The organism is Xanthomonas phaseoli pv. dieffenbachiae (assembly GCF_008639345.1).
GTDB lineage: Bacteria > Pseudomonadota > Gammaproteobacteria > Xanthomonadales > Xanthomonadaceae > Xanthomonas > Xanthomonas phaseoli.
In genome coordinates this window covers 3,883,288-3,897,809 of sequence record NZ_CP041380.1, presented here as the reverse complement: position 1 = coordinate 3,897,809, position 14,522 = coordinate 3,883,288, and the positions used below count along the sequence as shown (strand labels likewise).

The window sequence follows — 14,522 nt, the reverse complement described above, 5'->3', positions numbered from 1 at the left end:
ATGGTCGCGATGCGTGCGCGCGATGCTAGGCGAGTGCTGAAGACAAAGATTGTGCGCACTGTTCGAAATTCCAGCGATCGAGTGGGGAGTCGTTGGCCAACCGCGGCATCGCCGAGCGTCGGCACAGTGGGCAACCGCAAAGCGCCGGCCTGGCGTCCGCAGTCGAAGAGGCTACCAAAAACCTCGAGAGCCGTTGCCGGTTGTCGGTTGGCGTGGACGGCATCCGGCAACCGCGCTGCACGAGCGGGACATGCGGCACGGATCAGCGGCCGCTTTCGGCCTGGCGGTGACGCAGTCGCCTTGCCAGCTGCCTCTGCGACGCACCTGCATCGTTGCGCGGCTCAGCGCAAGGCATCCTGTGCCGAGACGATGTCCGCCATCCATTGCGTGCGCTTGCCGATCACGAAGCGGTATTGCGTTTGGTCATCCAGCCGCACCGCCAGCGACGTCGGCGCGATCGGCAGCAGGCCGAGCAGGCGCGTCCAGCAGGGCTGCACCGCCACGATCTGCCGCAAGGGCACGCTCAGCGACTGGCGCTGCACATTGAACGCATGCGGCTGAAACAGCAGCGCATCGGCGGTGAGAATCAGGCGCCCGCCCACTGCTTCCATTCCGCGCTGCAGATTGGCAGGTGCCTGGCGCAATACCGCACGATCGATCGAACGCAAGCCGCTGCCGTGGAAGAGCGAGCTCACGGTTGGGCAATGGCGAGGTGGGTACGCGGCGTGTGCCGTGGCAAGACGCCAAGGCGGCCAAGCGCTCTCAGGAGCGAAACCGAAAACATGCGATAGGCCTAGTGGGAAACATCACGACAGCGAAGGCGGCCGGCAAGATGCGGCAGGACACCCTGACAGCACATCGCCTGTGCACAGCAACGAGGCGGTGAAGCGGTGCGCCGGTATCCGCTGTGCCGGCACGCCAACGATGAAAGACATGCTCAGGTGGCGCTTGAGCAACCCAGCGCACGCCTACTTCAGGTAGGCGCGCGGCAGCGGGCCGGCCTGCTGCAGGTAGCGGTCGCGCAGCTCGCTCTGGCGCGATCGCATCGGCATGTCGCGGCCGCCCAGCCAGACCTGCTCGGCATAATGCGCCACATCCAGCGGGTCGCCTTCCCACAGCACCAGGTCGGCCTGCTTGCCGACCGCAATGCTGCCGATGCGATCGCCCACGCCGAAGATGTCTGCCGGCACGCGGGTCAGACCGGCCAGGCCGGCTTCCCAGGGCAAGCCATTGGCAACTGCATTGCCGGCCAGCTGGCGCAGCTTGCGCGCGTTATGCGAGGCATCGCCGTTCTGGGTAAAGCTGACCTCCACACCGGCAGCGCGCAGACGTGCAGCATTTTCCAGCGTCGCGCCAATCTGGTCGAAGGTCGATGGCAGATCCGCCAGCGCGTCGACCAACACCGGCACCTTGGCCTGCGCCAGTTGCGGCGCGAGCTTCCAGGCTTCGGCGCCGCCGGCAATGGCAATGCGCACCTTTTCGCGCTGCGCCCAGCGCAACAGCTGGCGGATGTCGGCTGCCCGTTCCACCTGCACCACGATGCGACCCTGGCCGGCCAAATAGTGCGCGAGGACGCCGCGTCCAACCGGGGTCAGCAATGCATGCGGAGAATCGGCCGGGATACGCCCGCGTGCCTCGGCGACCAGTTGATCCAGCAACATCCACTGCGCCGCGCGCGAGCTGCCGGTGAGATCGGACGCCGCTGCACCGATGCGAAGAAACAAGGCATGCGGACCGACCGGATCCGGACTGCCATCCAGCCGCACGATGCCGCCCTGGCCGGCGATGAAGGCGCCACTGGTGGTCGCCCCCAGCGCGGTGAAGCCGATGCCCTCCACGCGCGCCACCGGCACCAGCACCGAGTCGGGGTTGTAGGCCAGGGTGACGTCGAATTCCGGGCGCATCGGTTGATCGGCCAGTTTGACGCCGCTGTCCACCGTGCTCTCTTCGCCAGAAACCTCTTCGATGCCGATCTCGGTAATGCCGCCGAACAAGGCCGGCGTCAGTGGCCGGCCGTTCGCTTCGACCACGCGGCCATCGGCAGGCGCTGCCAGGTTGCGGCCGATGGCGCGAATCACGCCGCCCTGCACCAGCACGTCGGTGTTCTGCAGGGTGCCTTGCGCGGTGGCAGTGTGCACGGTGGCGCCGCGAATCAGCACCTGCTGGCCGAAGGTTGGCAATGCCAGCGCGGCCATCACCAGTGCCGCGATCGCGCGCAACCGCGGGTGCACAACGGTGGCGCGGCTCATCGTGCCACCTCCTGGCCGAGCATGAAGTCCGACACCGGCTGCAGTGCGCGGTTATGCCGGTCGTAGACCTGCGCGCCGTCGATATACACCTGTTCGGCCAACGCATACGAACTGAAAGGGTTGCCGTTCCAGACCACCACATCGCCCATCTTGCCCGGCTCCAGTGCGCCGGTCTGCTGCTCGATGCCGAGTGCCTTGGCAGCATTGCTGGTGAGCCAGCGGATGGCGCGCTCCGGCGGAATCTCCATGCCACTGCGGCGCGCGTTGGCGATCACCTTGGCGGCCTCCTGGTTGAGCCGCTGGATGCCTTCTTCCGAATCCGAATGCACGATGGCGCAGCTGTTGGCCGGGCGATCGACCAGTGCGATGTTTTCCTGGATGCCGTCGAAGGCTTCCATCTTGAAGCCCCACCAGTCGGCCCACAGCGCGCCGCAGACATTGTCCTGCGCCAGGCGGTCGGCCAGCTTGTACGCCTCTACGCCGTGGTGGAAGGCGGCGATGTGGAAGCCGAACTCCTTGGACAGATCCAGCATGGTCGCCATTTCATCGGCGCGGTAGCAGTGGATGTGCACGCGGATATCGCCGTTGATGGCACCGGCCAGCGTGTCGAGCTTGAGATCGCGCTTGCCGCCGGCATCGCCGCTGCTGTCGTTGTCGCCGCCGCGGCTCCACCAATGGCGCTTGTTGGCGGTTTTCTTTTTCGGTGCGTTCTTCTGCAGATACTCGGCCGCATCGATGAACGCGGCGCGGTAACCGGCCACGTTGCCCATGCGCGTGCCCGGGCCACCTTTCTGGCCGTACACGCGTTTGGGGTTTTCGCCGCAGGCCATCTTCAGGCCCCATGGTGCACCGGGGAATTTCATGCCCTGGTAGGTGGTGGAGGCGACGTTCTTGAGCGTGACGCCGCGACCGCCGATCAGATTGGCCGAGCCCGGCAGCACCTGCAGCGAGGTGATGCCGCCGGCCAGCGCAGTGCCGAAGCCGGGGTCCTGCGGCCAGATCGAATGCTCGGCCCACACGTTGGGCGTCACCGGTGCGGTCATCTCGTTGCCGTCGCTATGCGCGCTGACGCCCGGGCTGGGATACACGCCCAGATGCGAGTGCACATCGATGATGCCGGGCGTCACCCACTTGCCGGTGCCGTCGATACGGCGCACGTCAGCGGGCGCCTCGAGCGCCTTGCCCACTGCAGCCACCTTGCCGTCGCGCAGCAACACGTCGGCATCGTCCAGCCGCTCGCCGGTACCGGTGAGCACGGTGGCGTGCTGGATCAGCACCGGAGCGGACGCGAGCGCGCGATAGGTGCTGGGATACGGGTCTTGCACGAAGCGCGATGCCGCTGCTGCCGCAGACGCAGGCCCGCACAGCACCGCCGCGCCCAGCGCGGCGAACAGGATGGAACGCATGGATTTCCCCGGTAACACGAAAACGTCAGCCGCCAACCTAGTCGTCGGCGGCGTGCTTGCCAAGTGCTGGAGGTCGAGAGCGGCGGGCTCATCACATGCACCCGTGCATGCTATGCCGAATTCGTCAGGGGATATGTCGATGATTGCCAAAACAGAGCGCAACAAGCAGGCCGATGTGGTGTTGGCTTTCTGGGAGCTGGCCGGCGCGGCGCGCTGGTTCACGCACAACGACGCCTTCGACGCCAACTTTCGCCAGCATTTCAGCGAGCAGCATTTTGCTGCCGCGCGCGGCGAGTACGCGCAGTGGATGGCGCGCGCCGAAGACGCACTGGCCTTGCTGATCCTGCTGGATCAATTTCCACGCAATGCATTTCGCGGCAGTGCGCATGCCTATGCCACCGATGGCCTGGCACTGCGGTACGCCAAGCAGGCGCTCGCCAGCGGCTTCGATCAGCAGGTGTCGGCACAACTGCGGCTGTTTTTCTACCTGCCCTTCGAGCATGCCGAAGACGCCGAGGAGCAGGCGCGCGCGGTGCAGCTGATCACTGCACTGGGCGATGCGGAGACCACCCGTTGGGCGCTGGAGCACCAGCGCATCATTGAGCGCTTTGGCCGGTTCCCGCACCGCAATGCGGTGCGGGGACGTGAAACCACGGCAGAAGAGCAGCAGTTTCTGGATGACGGCGGATTTGCCGGTTGAAGACCGGCATTGGCCATCTGCATGCCCGAAGATCGAGGTCTGCCGCGCGGCGCGGATAGCGACCGTGCGATCGCCGGGCAGACGTGGGCATAACACCGCAGAAGATGCCGCCATGCGCATGCGCACCAGGCAGCGTGCAAGCCGTCAAAACCGATCAGCAGCCGCCCGGCAATGCTTGCGAACGCCAGCTGGCGCCTTCGCCGAGCAGCAGATAGAACCCGTAACTTTCGTAGCCGCTTTCGGCCAGCACGAAATCGAGCGTGCCGTTGCCGTCGACATCGCCGAACTGCAGCAGATGCGTGCGCAGCGGCAGGTCTTCGCAATCGTCGCAGCCGCTGGCAGCGTGACCCTTGCGGAACTGCCAACGGCTGCCGTCATGCTCGAAGATCGCAAGGACGACGAGCACGCCGGTGGGGTTGTCCGGGTTACCGGTCTCGATGGGATGGTTGGATGTCAGGATCGCCACGCGTCGCTGCGGTTGCTGCGTATCGGTGACGATCTGCAGCGCCGCCAGATCCTGCGCGCGATCGGCCTTGAACGCGGCCAGCGCCTGCGCCAGGGCTGCCGGCTTGACGCGCTTGCGCAGCTGCGCGGTGCTGTTCACCTGGGCAAACAGCTCGGCCTGTTCGCTGGCAGTGGCTGCGCGGCCGGCAAAGCGCTTGCCGGGATTCACATCCACGTTCGCCAGCAGCGGCGAGTCGGACAGCGTGGGGTTGCCCTTAAGGCGCAGCTTCGCGGTGCCGCCGCACATGCTGTTGTCGTCCACCATCAGTGCCGCAAGCCGCACGTTGCCGGCGGAAGCGCCGGCGTTGAAGACCTGTAACGGCTGGCCCAGCAGCGTCTTGGGTAGGGTCGATTCCCTGGCGACGTCCTTGCCGAGCCAGACCGGGATGTATTCCAGCGGATCGTCGCTCGGCTGGTTGTCGTAGGTCTGAACCAACAGCACCGCGCGCGACGGCTGGGCAGCGTGGGTAGTCAACGGCAGCAGCGCAGCCAGGGCGACAGAAAGCAGGCGGGTATGCATTGCAGCGATGTCCTTATGCAGGTTGATCCATGAAAAAACGGACGCTCCAGGGAGCGCCCGTTTCGGTATGCGGTGTGCCGGCCTAAGCTGCCTGCGGGCAAGCTGCAGGCACGCGGTTGTCGCAGGCGCGGCAGTCCACACAGGCAGCATGATCGGTGAGCGGCAGCCGCGACCGTGCGACGACCGCTGATGTGTTGCTCAGTATTTCGCCACGCCGTTGTCCACCTCGTCCGACCAGGCATCGATGCCGCCGGTGACGTTGTAGACGTTGGTGAAGCCCAGGCCACGGAAATGTTCGGCGGCCTGCAGGCTGCGGCCGCCGCGGTGGCACAGGAACGCCAGCGGGGTGTCCTTGGGCAACTGTTCGATGGCGGCACGCTCGTGCGCATCCAGCGTGCGGAACGGTGCGGCCACCGTGGCCAGCGCGCGCTCGTCGGCCGGGCGCACGTCCACCAGGGTCAGGCTGCCGGCCTTGAGCCGGTCGTCGGCGTCGCGCACCGACAACTCCTGCACCGGCTTGGGCGCATTGGGGTTATCGATGGCCAGGCCACGGCCGCGGATGTCGTCGACCCAATCGATGGTGATGCCATCGGCACGACGCGCGCTGGCCAGGTCGAACTGCACGCGCAGCCCGTTGGATTCAGCCGCAATCGCGTTCGGGTTGGTCGGCGCCAGCTGGAAGTTCGGCTGGAAATTGGCATCGATGGCCAGCGTCAGCGAGGCATCCGGCGCATCGGCCAGCGCACCCTTGAGCATCTCGACCGCGGCGGGAGTAATGGTGATCTTGGGCGGGCTGCGGTCGGGCGCCTGCAGGCCGAGCATGCTGCTCAGCTCGCCGCTGTCGGCCATCTGCACGATGATGTCGCTGCCGCCGATCAGCTCGCCGTCCACGTACAGCTGCGGAATGGTCGGCCAGTCGCCATAGGCCTTGATGCCCTCGCGGATTTCCTGGTCGGCCAGCACGTTGACGTGGGCATAGTCGATGCCCAGGCCGTCCAGCACGCCGACCGCCTTGGCCGAAAAACCGCACTGCGGCATGCCGGGCTGGCCTTTCATGAAGAGCACCACGCGGCTGGATTGCAGCAGCGTATCGATACGGGAACGCAGGGCGGGATCGAGAGACATGGCAGCACTTCGGTGGCAGCGTGGAGACCGGGCATTCTACGCCGCATGGCATCATTGGGCATGACCACGCCGGAAACGCTGTATCGCACCCCTTCGCGCCCGTACCGCTGGGTGGGCCTGTTTGCCCTCTCGCAGGTAGCGGTGGCCCTGCTGTGGTGGCATCTGGGCTGGGCCTGGGGGCTGCCTGCGCTGCTGCTGTCGCACGCGCTGTTCGTGGTGCCGGTGTTCCTGCCACGCGCGCGGCTGTATGCGCCGGTACTGGCGCGGCTGCCCGGTCGGGCGCCGCAGGTGTGGCTGACCATCGACGATGGCCCGTCCGACGATACCCCGGCCATCCTCGACCTGCTGGATGCGTACGACGCCAAGGCAACGTTCTTCGTGGTCGGGACACGTGCCGAGCAGCGGCCCGAGCTGGTGCGCGAGATGGTGCGGCGGGGGCATGGCATCGGCAACCACAGCCACACCCATCCGCAGGCCTGGTTCTGGGCGCTGGGGCCGCGCCGCATGGCGCAGGAAATCGGCCAGGCGCAGCGCGTGCTGGCCTGCATCACCGGCCAGGCGCCACGGCTGTACCGCTCGGTGGTGGGCATGACCAACCCCTTCGTCGCCTCGCCGCTGCGCGCGCACGGGCTGACCCGGGTGGCCTGGAGCGCGCGTGGCTTCGACGGCGTGCGCTGCGAGCCGGACATCACCATCGCCCGCATCGTGCGCGACCTGCAACCCGGCGCCATCGTGCTGCTGCATGAAGGCGCCGCGCACGGCCACAACCTCACCATCCTGCGCGGCGTGCTGGAGACGATGCGGGCGCGTGGGTTGGTGGGGCGGCGGCCGGATTAAGCGCGACGAACAAAAACGACTGCGCTCACCGCCTGGCGGGCGCGGCGCGGCATGTCACGTCCATGCATGCTAGGTTCTTCGCCCCTTCGACATCCACCCCACGATTGCTCGCCACGTGTAGCGCGTCGCCTGTCGCGCTCAGCGTGGCTCGGCCACGATTAACCAGTTGTTGAACGGCGTGTTGCCATACAGCGGCGCAAACGTGGCGCGCAGGCCGGCCGCATCCAGATGCGCCTGCAGGCTGTCGCGGGTGGGATAGCTGCGCGGCATCCGCTGCATCCAGCCGCTCAGGTGCGCCAGGACATCGGTGACACGGCTGGTGCGGCCACGGCTGCTGGCATCGCCCAGTGCGCTGCGAATCACCAGCTTCGCGCCAGGCGTGAGCATCTGCGCCACGCTGCGCAGCAGACTGGCCTGCATGTCCGCTTGCAGATACTGCAGCACATCCAGGATGGTGACGCTGCCCCGATGCTGCGGCCACGCCACGCTCAGATCGACCACCTCGAACTTGGTAGTGTCCAGGTTGGCGCGCTGCGCGATGTGCTGTGCGCGGCGAATCTTGGACGCATCCACGTCCACACCGTGATACGCCAATGCCTGACCATCGGCGCGCAGTGCATGGGCCAGCAGGCCGAGCCCGCAGCCCAGGTCCAGCACCGGCGCAGCGGTATTGCGCAGCTCGGCCAGCACGCCCGGATACAGCGGGTCGGTGCGCAGCTTGGCTTGCGTGTAGTAGTAGTCGTAGCGGTTGCCCAGCGGATGCGCCGGCAAGAAAGCGCGTGCAATCGTCAACGCCTGCGCGCGGCTCATCGGTTGGGTGGCAGTGGTGTGCAATGTCGTTCCTTGGCAATCAGGCGTGCTGCGCCGCTAGCTTAGGGCCTGCCGGGCTGGTTGGGGTAGGGCGGGTTGGCAGTTTGCGATGCGTGCCCACGGATGCATCGGTGCCTGGTATCTGACGTGCGCGTATCGAAAGGCCTGGCCGCGTCGCCCGTTGCTACCGCATGGCCTTGAAGGATGAGTGGCAGAGACCGGATGCAACATTTCGCGCTACCCAAGCAAGTGCGAACCGACGCGCGCAAAGCCATCGCGCCGATAAGCCCAGAACGCCACGTTGGCGTGGTGTCTTGCCAAGACCTGGCGCGCAGTCATTCGATGGGCCTTGGCTGCATGCAGGAACTGCAGCGTACGGTTGCTAGATGCTGTTTTACGGCGCCGGCCGCAGCCCCCTGGCGGCGTCGCAGTCTGTGTCGCCCAGCTTCGTTTTAGACGATGGTGTCCACCGAGCCAGTTGCCCCCAGCGCATCGCGCGCTGCCGGTAGCGCCAATGCTGTCCAGCGCGCATACATCGCACCGGAAGGATGCAAACCGTCGTCCACCAGCATGTCCACCGCATCGCCGCCATCGCGGCTGGTGGCCGTGATGTCGACAAAGCGCACGCCATGCGCACTGCAGCGGTCGACAGCGATTGCATTGAACGCATCGATCTGCGCACCGATCAATGCGGCATCACCACTTTGCGCGCGCGCAAACGGGGTCAGGCCCCAATCGGGAATCGACAGCACGAATACACGTGCCGGGTGCCCATCCGCGAATGCAATTGCACGCAGCAGCAGGGCGTCGAACTGTTGGCGGTACTCGTCTAACGGACGCCCGCGGTACTGATTGTTGACGCCGATCAACAAGCTCACCAGCGCGAATGGCCCCTCCGGTGCAGCCGCGTCGATCCCGGCCTGCAATTCGTCGGTGGTCCAGCCGGTGGTGGCGATGATCTGCGGCGGCGCCACGTTCCAGCCGTATGCACGTAAGCCGTCGACCAGTTGCAGCGGCCAGCGCTGCGCAGGCGCAACGCCTTCGCCGATCGTGTACGAATCGCCGAGCGCCAGATAGCGCAGCGGCGCGCCAAGCGCGGCCATCAGGCCACGCTGCGTGGCTTGAGTGGAACCACCTTGGTGACCGCTTCGGCGCGGCGTGCCAACGCACGGTCGATGCGGGCAAACACATCGCGCATCACGCCGGCTTCCGGCATCAAGGTCACGCGGAAATGATGGCGATACGGCACGTTGAAGCTGGAGCCGGGAACCACCAGCACGCCTTCCTCGTTCATCAGATCGAGTGCGAATTCGTGATCGTCGAAGTTGCGCGCCGCCGCGCCCACTACTGCGGGGAACGCATACAGCGCCCCGGCCGGTGCCACCAGCTGCAGATGCTCGCTGGCCGCACAGGCCTCGATCACCGCGCGGCGGGTTTCATACAGACGTCCGCCGGGTGCACACAATGCCGAGATGGTGTCCGGCCCGTTCACCGCCGCATCGATGGCGTACTGGCCTGGCACGTTGGCGCACAGGCGCAAGGCGCCGAGCAGGTCCATCGCGTTGCGCAAGTCGTTGATGCGCGCCTGCTCGCCAGAGAGCAGCGCCCAGCCCACGCGCCAGCCGCACGCGCGATGCACCTTGCTTAGCCCGCTGAAGGTGATGCACGGGTGCGTGCCGGCCAGCGGCGCGACCGGCACGAAGGCTGCGTCGTCGTACAGCACCTGGTCGTAGATCTCATCGACCATCAACAGCAGGTTGTGCTTGGTGGCGATCGCCACGATGCGCTCCAGCAGCTCGCGCGAATAACTGGCGCCGCTGGGGTTGTTCGGATTGATCAGCACGATGGCGCGGGTGCGCGAGGACACCAGCGTCTCGATCTCCACCGGGTCCGGCTGGAAGCCGTTTTCCGGTGCGCAGCGGTAATACACCGGGCGTCCGTCGTTGAGGATGGTCGCCGCCGACCACAGCGGGTAATCGGGCGAGGGCACCAGCACTTCGTCGCCGGGATTGAGCAGCGCACGCAGCGACAGATCGATCAGTTCGCTGACGCCGTTGCCGATGAAGATCCGGTCCGGATGCGCGTCCGGATGCTGGCGCCGCGAGTACGCCTTGGCGACCGCTTCGCGCGCCTCCGGCAGGCCTTGCTGATGGGTGTACGGATCGGTGCGGCCCATGTCGTCGGCGATGGCACGCTGCAGATGCTCCGGCGCACGGAACCCGAATGCACCCGGGTTGCCGATATTGAGCTTGATCAGCTTGCGGCCCTGCGCCTCCAATTCCCGCGCTCGCCGCGCCAGTTCGCCCCGGATTTCGTAGCGGACTTCGGACAGACGCTCACGAATCGCGAGCGGCTTTTGCGGGGCAGTGGACATGCGATGGGCCGGTTGTAGGCGTGAGGCTTGGCATGGTATCGGAAATATGACAAGCGGACATGCTTGCATCGGCAACGATGTCAAGCGCGCGCTCACTGCTGCTCGATATGAGTAGGTATGACTTATAGGTAATGACTGGGGTGGCGTCAGTGGCTGCGTCTCAGCCCAAGAGACGGCTAATTGAGAAAATAGATCATCAGCAAGGGGGTTGACTGATTGACAGGTTCTTAACACCCCAAGATTCTATTCCATCACTTGAGCCCGCCGGCTCTCAGCAAGGATCGCGTTATGTCAGGGGGAAGTGCGTCGCTCTCGTTAGTCGAGGGCGGCTCGTCGGTGCAAGGCCGACCGGATTTGGGGTTGCAGGGACTGGTGCTACTTGCGCAATTTCATGGAGTCGCAGCGGATGCCGTGCAGCTGGCGCATGGTTTTGGGCGCGCGGGTGAGCCATTCGACGAGACCACGCTGCTGCTGGCGGCCAAGCAACTGGGCTTGAAAGCCAAGGTTGTTGCTCAACCGGCGGCGCGTATTGGCATGGCTGCACTGCCTGCTCTGGCACTGGTGCCGGGCGGTGACGCGTTCATCGTGGCCAAGGTCGGTACGGATCAGATCCTGATCCACGATCTGGTCGAAAAGCGGCCGCGTTCCATCTCGCCCGCCGAGTTCGAGGCGCGGTACCAGAGGCGGTTGTTGCAGGTTGCCTCGCGGGCCTCGGTGCTGGGCGATCTGGCCAAGTTCGATTTCAGCTGGTTCATTCCGGCGGTGGTCAAGTACCGCAAGCTGATGATCGAGGTCTTCGTCGTCTCGTTCTTCATCCAGCTATTCGCGTTGATCACGCCGCTGTTTTATCAGGTGGTGATGGACAAGGTGCTGGTGCATAACGGCCTGACCACGTTGGACGTGATCGCAATCGGGCTGGTCTCGATGGCGGTGTTCGATGTGTTGCTGTCCGGCCTGCGCACCTATGTCTTCGCCCACACCACCAGCAAGATCGACGTGGAGCTTGGCGCTCGGCTGTTCCGGCATGTGCTGTCGCTGCCGTTGGCGTACTTCGAGTCGCGGCGGGTCGGGGACACCATCGCGCGTGTCCGCGAGCTGGAGAACATCCGCAACTTTCTCACCGGGCAGGCGCTGACCTCGGTATTGGACCTGTTCTTTACGGTGGTCTTCCTGTCGGTGATGTTCCGGTACAGCGGCTGGCTGACCTTGATCGTGGTGCTGTCGCTGCCGCTGTATGCCACGATCTCTGGACTGATCACACCGGTGCTGCGCAAGCGCTTGAACGACAAGTTCGCGCGCGGCGCCGACAACCAATCGTTTCTGGTGGAGACCGTCAGCGGTATCGGCACGGTCAAGGCGATGGCGGTCGATCCGCGCGTGACCCGCACCTGGGACAACCAGCTGGCCGGTTATGTCAGCGCCGGTTTCAACGTCACCCGCATCGCAACGCTGGGCCAGCAAGGCGTGCAATTGGTGCAGAAGCTCACCGCCGTGGCGGTGCTGTTCTGGGGTGCCAAGCTGGTGATGGAAGGCAAGCTGTCGATCGGCCAGCTGATCGCCTTCAACATGCTGTCGGGCCAGGTCACCGCGCCGATCATCCGCCTGGCGCAGTTATGGCAGGACTTCCAACAGGTCGGCATTTCGGTCGAGCGGCTGGGGGACATCCTCAATACCCGCACCGAGGTGCCGGGCAGTCGCCTGGCCTTGCCGCCGATCCGCGGGCAGGTGACGTTCGAGCGGGTCACGTTCCGCTACCGGCCGGATGCGCCGGAAGTGCTCAATGCCATCGAGCTGGACATCCGCCCGGGCGAGATCATCGGCATCGTGGGCCGGTCCGGCTCCGGCAAGAGCACGCTGACCAAGCTGGTGCAGCGGCTCTACACGCCCGAACGTGGGCGGGTACTGATCGATGGGCAGGATCTGGCATTGGCCGATCCTGCCTGGCTCCGCCGGCAGCTGGGCGTGGTGTTGCAGGAGAACTTCCTGTTCAACCGCAGCGTGCGCGAGAACATCGCCTTGACCGACCCCGGTATGCCGCTGGAGCGAGTGATCCACGCCGCCAAGCTGGCTGGCGCGCATGACTTCATCCTTGAACTGCCCGAGGGCTACGACACCAAGGTCGGCGAGCATGGCACCGGTCTCTCCGGTGGGCAGCGCCAGCGTATCGCGATCGCACGCGCACTGATCGGCGACCCGCGCATCCTGATTCTCGACGAAGCCACCAGTGCGCTGGACTACGAGTCCGAGCACGCGGTGATGAGCAACATGCGCGCGATCTGCAAGGGCCGCACTGTGCTGATCATCGCCCATCGCCTGTCTACCGTGCGGCAGGCCAACCGCATCGTCGTCGTGGAGAAGGGGCGCATTGTCGAAAGCGGCTCGCATGCCGAGCTGGTCGACCGTCCGGAAGGCCAGTACGCGCATCTATACAGACTGCAACAGGGGACACCATGAAGCACCTGCTCCAGGGATGGCGCGATTTCTTCCTCCGCTACCTCAAGATCTTCAAATCTGCCTGGGCTGTGCGCCGCCAGCTCGACCCGCCCGAGCGCAGCGCCGATGAGCGTGCATTCCTGCCCGCACATCTTGAGCTGACCGAAACACCGGTCTCGCCCACCGCACGTTGGACGATGCGCATCATCATCGGCTTCTTCTGTGTGGCGCTGCTGTGGGCATGCCTGGGCAAGCTCGACATCGTCGCGGTGGCACCAGGCAAGACCGTGGTCGATTCGCGAACCAAGGTGGTGCAGACCGCAGAGAACGCGGTGGTACGCAGGATCCTGGTGCGCGACGGACAAGCGGTGAAGAAAGGCCAACTGCTGGTCGAACTCGATGCCACGGCCACCGGCGCCGAATTCGCCCAGGCCGGCGACGCCCTGATCAATGCACGGCTCGCCGCGCTGCGTCAGGCCGCCCTGGCAACCGCCATCGCCACCGGTCAGTCGCCGCAGCTCGGGCCGGCGCCGGATCTTCCGGAAGAACGTGTTGCAAGCGAGCAGCAATTGGTCAGCAGTCAATTCGATGCTTTCCAGGCACGCCGGCATAACCTGCAAGCCAGCATTGCCCAACGTCAGGCAGAACTACAGACCACCCAGGACGCGATCGCACCGCTGGCCGAATCCGCACTCATCTCCAAAGTGCGCGCAGAAGACTACGGCCGTCTGGTCGAAGGCAAATACGTCGGCCGTCACGACTATCTATTACGAGAACAGGAGCGCATCGCCGCAGAGAGCCAGCTCGCCACCCAGCGCAATCGCCTGCAGGAAATCCGCTCGGCGATCAGTGCCGCGCAGGAAGAGTTGCGCGTGCTGGTTACCGACACCCGCCAGCAAGCGCTGGACGCGCTGCGCCAAGCTAGCGAACAAGCCGGCCAACTGACCCAGGACGTTGCCAAGACCGGCCAGCGCGACAAGCTGATGGCACTGCACGCACCCGTGGACGGCACGATCCAGCAGCTGGCCGTCCACACCGTGGGCGGTGTCGTGACGCCCGCACAGCCGTTACTGGTCGTCGTGCCTGCCGAAGAAGCGTTGGAAGTAGAGGTCACCGTCTTGAACAAGGACATCGGCTTCATGCGTCCGGGTCAGCCAGTCACCGTCAAGGTCGACAGCTTCCCTTACACCCGCTACGGCTATCTGACCGGCACGGTCGCCAGCGTCTCTCATGACGCCGCACAGGACGAAAAGCTGGGCTTGGTCTTTCCCGCGCGCATCAAATTGAACGGCAGCACGTTGGAGATCGATGGGGTCAGGGTGCGGATGAGTGCCGGGATGAGCTTGAGTGCTGAGGTTAAGACTGGAAAGCGACGGGTGATTGATTACCTATTGAGTCCTCTCCGAACACATGCGAATGAATCTCTGAGAGAACGCTGATTGTTGGTTTGCGGGAAGCCTTGGCCACGCGCATCCGAGGTTCTGTTTAGATAATTGTTGTGAAGGCAGGTGACGTTTCTTTGATTCTAAGGGCTCGTCAACCCGCTGGTTGCTGTGTTTCAAAT

12 protein-coding genes are annotated in these 14,522 nt (G+C 65.2%); 4 read left to right on the top strand and 8 right to left on the bottom strand.

Translation table 11 applies throughout. The features are described 5' to 3' along the window. Positions 1-341 precede the first annotated feature (341 nt). From FLG15_RS17360 to FLG15_RS17350, 3 genes are all read right to left on the bottom strand, one after another. Positions 342-668, bottom strand: coding sequence for a hypothetical protein (locus FLG15_RS17360; RefSeq protein ID WP_057680044.1), 327 nt, complete (start codon positions 666-668; stop codon positions 342-344). Between the two features lie 300 nt (positions 669-968). Next, positions 969-2,249, bottom strand: a complete 1,281-nt coding sequence (locus FLG15_RS17355; protein ID WP_057680040.1) for an amidohydrolase family protein — start codon at positions 2,247-2,249, stop codon at positions 969-971. Then, positions 2,246-3,655 (bottom strand): amidohydrolase, encoded by a 1,410-nt coding sequence (locus FLG15_RS17350; protein WP_150146887.1) that lies wholly within the window; start codon positions 3,653-3,655, stop codon positions 2,246-2,248. The genes FLG15_RS17355 and FLG15_RS17350 overlap by 4 nt, the downstream gene beginning before the upstream one ends. Positions 3,656-3,788: 133 nt before the next feature. Between FLG15_RS17350 and FLG15_RS17345 the strand changes: the two genes are divergently transcribed. After that, a complete protein-coding gene (locus FLG15_RS17345; RefSeq protein ID WP_170922343.1) occupies positions 3,789-4,355 on the top strand; it encodes a DUF924 family protein in 567 nt (188 codons plus the stop codon). Positions 4,356-4,509: 154 nt separating this feature from the next. Here the strand turns inward: FLG15_RS17345 and FLG15_RS17340 are convergent, their stop codons facing one another. Both FLG15_RS17340 and grxD read right to left on the bottom strand, forming a co-directional pair. Beyond that, entirely contained in the window at positions 4,510-5,379 is an 870-nt protein-coding gene (locus FLG15_RS17340) for a hypothetical protein (protein ID WP_057680114.1), read from the bottom strand. Between the two features lie 198 nt (positions 5,380-5,577). Beyond that, a complete protein-coding gene (gene grxD / locus FLG15_RS17335; RefSeq protein WP_005913558.1) occupies positions 5,578-6,504 on the bottom strand; it encodes a Grx4 family monothiol glutaredoxin in 927 nt (308 codons plus the stop codon). A gap of 45 nt (positions 6,505-6,549) precedes the next feature. On the opposite strand from grxD, the gene FLG15_RS17330 reads away from it, so the two are divergent. Continuing rightward, positions 6,550-7,341: a polysaccharide deacetylase family protein gene (locus FLG15_RS17330; protein ID WP_170922342.1), complete on the top strand. Its 792-nt coding sequence runs from the start codon at positions 6,550-6,552 to the stop codon at positions 7,339-7,341. Positions 7,342-7,479: 138 nt separating this feature from the next. Here FLG15_RS17330 and FLG15_RS17325 read toward each other — a convergent pair whose 3' ends face one another. The 3 genes from FLG15_RS17325 to FLG15_RS17315 all read right to left on the bottom strand — a co-directional run bounded on the left by FLG15_RS17325 (position 7,480) and on the right by FLG15_RS17315 (position 10,525). Further along, positions 7,480-8,151, bottom strand: coding sequence for a methyltransferase (locus tag FLG15_RS17325; protein WP_057680116.1), 672 nt, complete (start codon positions 8,149-8,151; stop codon positions 7,480-7,482). A gap of 452 nt (positions 8,152-8,603) precedes the next feature. After that, the gene (locus FLG15_RS17320) at positions 8,604-9,254 is read right to left on the bottom strand and encodes an SGNH/GDSL hydrolase family protein (protein WP_057680117.1); all 651 of its coding nucleotides are present in this window, start codon (positions 9,252-9,254) and stop codon (positions 8,604-8,606) included. Then, the gene (locus tag FLG15_RS17315) at positions 9,254-10,525 is read right to left on the bottom strand and encodes a pyridoxal phosphate-dependent aminotransferase (protein ID WP_057680118.1); all 1,272 of its coding nucleotides are present in this window, start codon (positions 10,523-10,525) and stop codon (positions 9,254-9,256) included. Before FLG15_RS17315 ends, FLG15_RS17320 begins: the two co-directional genes overlap by 1 nt. Before the next feature lie 288 nt (positions 10,526-10,813). On the opposite strand from FLG15_RS17315, the gene FLG15_RS17310 reads away from it, so the two are divergent. Both FLG15_RS17310 and FLG15_RS17305 read left to right on the top strand, forming a co-directional pair. Continuing rightward, entirely contained in the window at positions 10,814-12,979 is a 2,166-nt protein-coding gene (locus tag FLG15_RS17310; protein ID WP_150146885.1) for a type I secretion system permease/ATPase, read from the top strand. Continuing rightward, positions 12,976-14,397 (top strand): HlyD family type I secretion periplasmic adaptor subunit, encoded by a 1,422-nt coding sequence (locus FLG15_RS17305; protein ID WP_057680120.1) that lies wholly within the window; start codon positions 12,976-12,978, stop codon positions 14,395-14,397. Before FLG15_RS17310 ends, FLG15_RS17305 begins: the two co-directional genes overlap by 4 nt. Positions 14,398-14,522 lie beyond the last annotated feature (125 nt).

Coding starts and splice junctions, on each gene's coding strand:
- FLG15_RS17315 (WP_057680118.1), bottom strand. CDS start 10,525: ATGTCCACTGCCCCGCAAAAGCCGCTCGCGATTCGTGAGCGTCTGTCC.
- FLG15_RS17355 (WP_057680040.1), bottom strand. CDS start 2,249: ATGAGCCGCGCCACCGTTGTGCACCCGCGGTTGCGCGCGATCGCGGCA.
- FLG15_RS17340 (WP_057680114.1), bottom strand. CDS start 5,379: ATGCATACCCGCCTGCTTTCTGTCGCCCTGGCTGCGCTGCTGCCGTTG.
- FLG15_RS17350 (WP_150146887.1), bottom strand. CDS start 3,655: ATGCGTTCCATCCTGTTCGCCGCGCTGGGCGCGGCGGTGCTGTGCGGG.
- FLG15_RS17320 (WP_057680117.1), bottom strand. CDS start 9,254: ATGGCCGCGCTTGGCGCGCCGCTGCGCTATCTGGCGCTCGGCGATTCG.
- FLG15_RS17325 (WP_057680116.1), bottom strand. CDS start 8,151: ATGAGCCGCGCGCAGGCGTTGACGATTGCACGCGCTTTCTTGCCGGCG.
- grxD (WP_005913558.1), bottom strand. CDS start 6,504: ATGTCTCTCGATCCCGCCCTGCGTTCCCGTATCGATACGCTGCTGCAA.
- FLG15_RS17345 (WP_170922343.1), top strand. CDS start 3,789: ATGTCGATGATTGCCAAAACAGAGCGCAACAAGCAGGCCGATGTGGTG.
- FLG15_RS17310 (WP_150146885.1), top strand. CDS start 10,814: ATGTCAGGGGGAAGTGCGTCGCTCTCGTTAGTCGAGGGCGGCTCGTCG.
- FLG15_RS17305 (WP_057680120.1), top strand. CDS start 12,976: ATGAAGCACCTGCTCCAGGGATGGCGCGATTTCTTCCTCCGCTACCTC.
- FLG15_RS17330 (WP_170922342.1), top strand. CDS start 6,550: ATGGCATCATTGGGCATGACCACGCCGGAAACGCTGTATCGCACCCCT.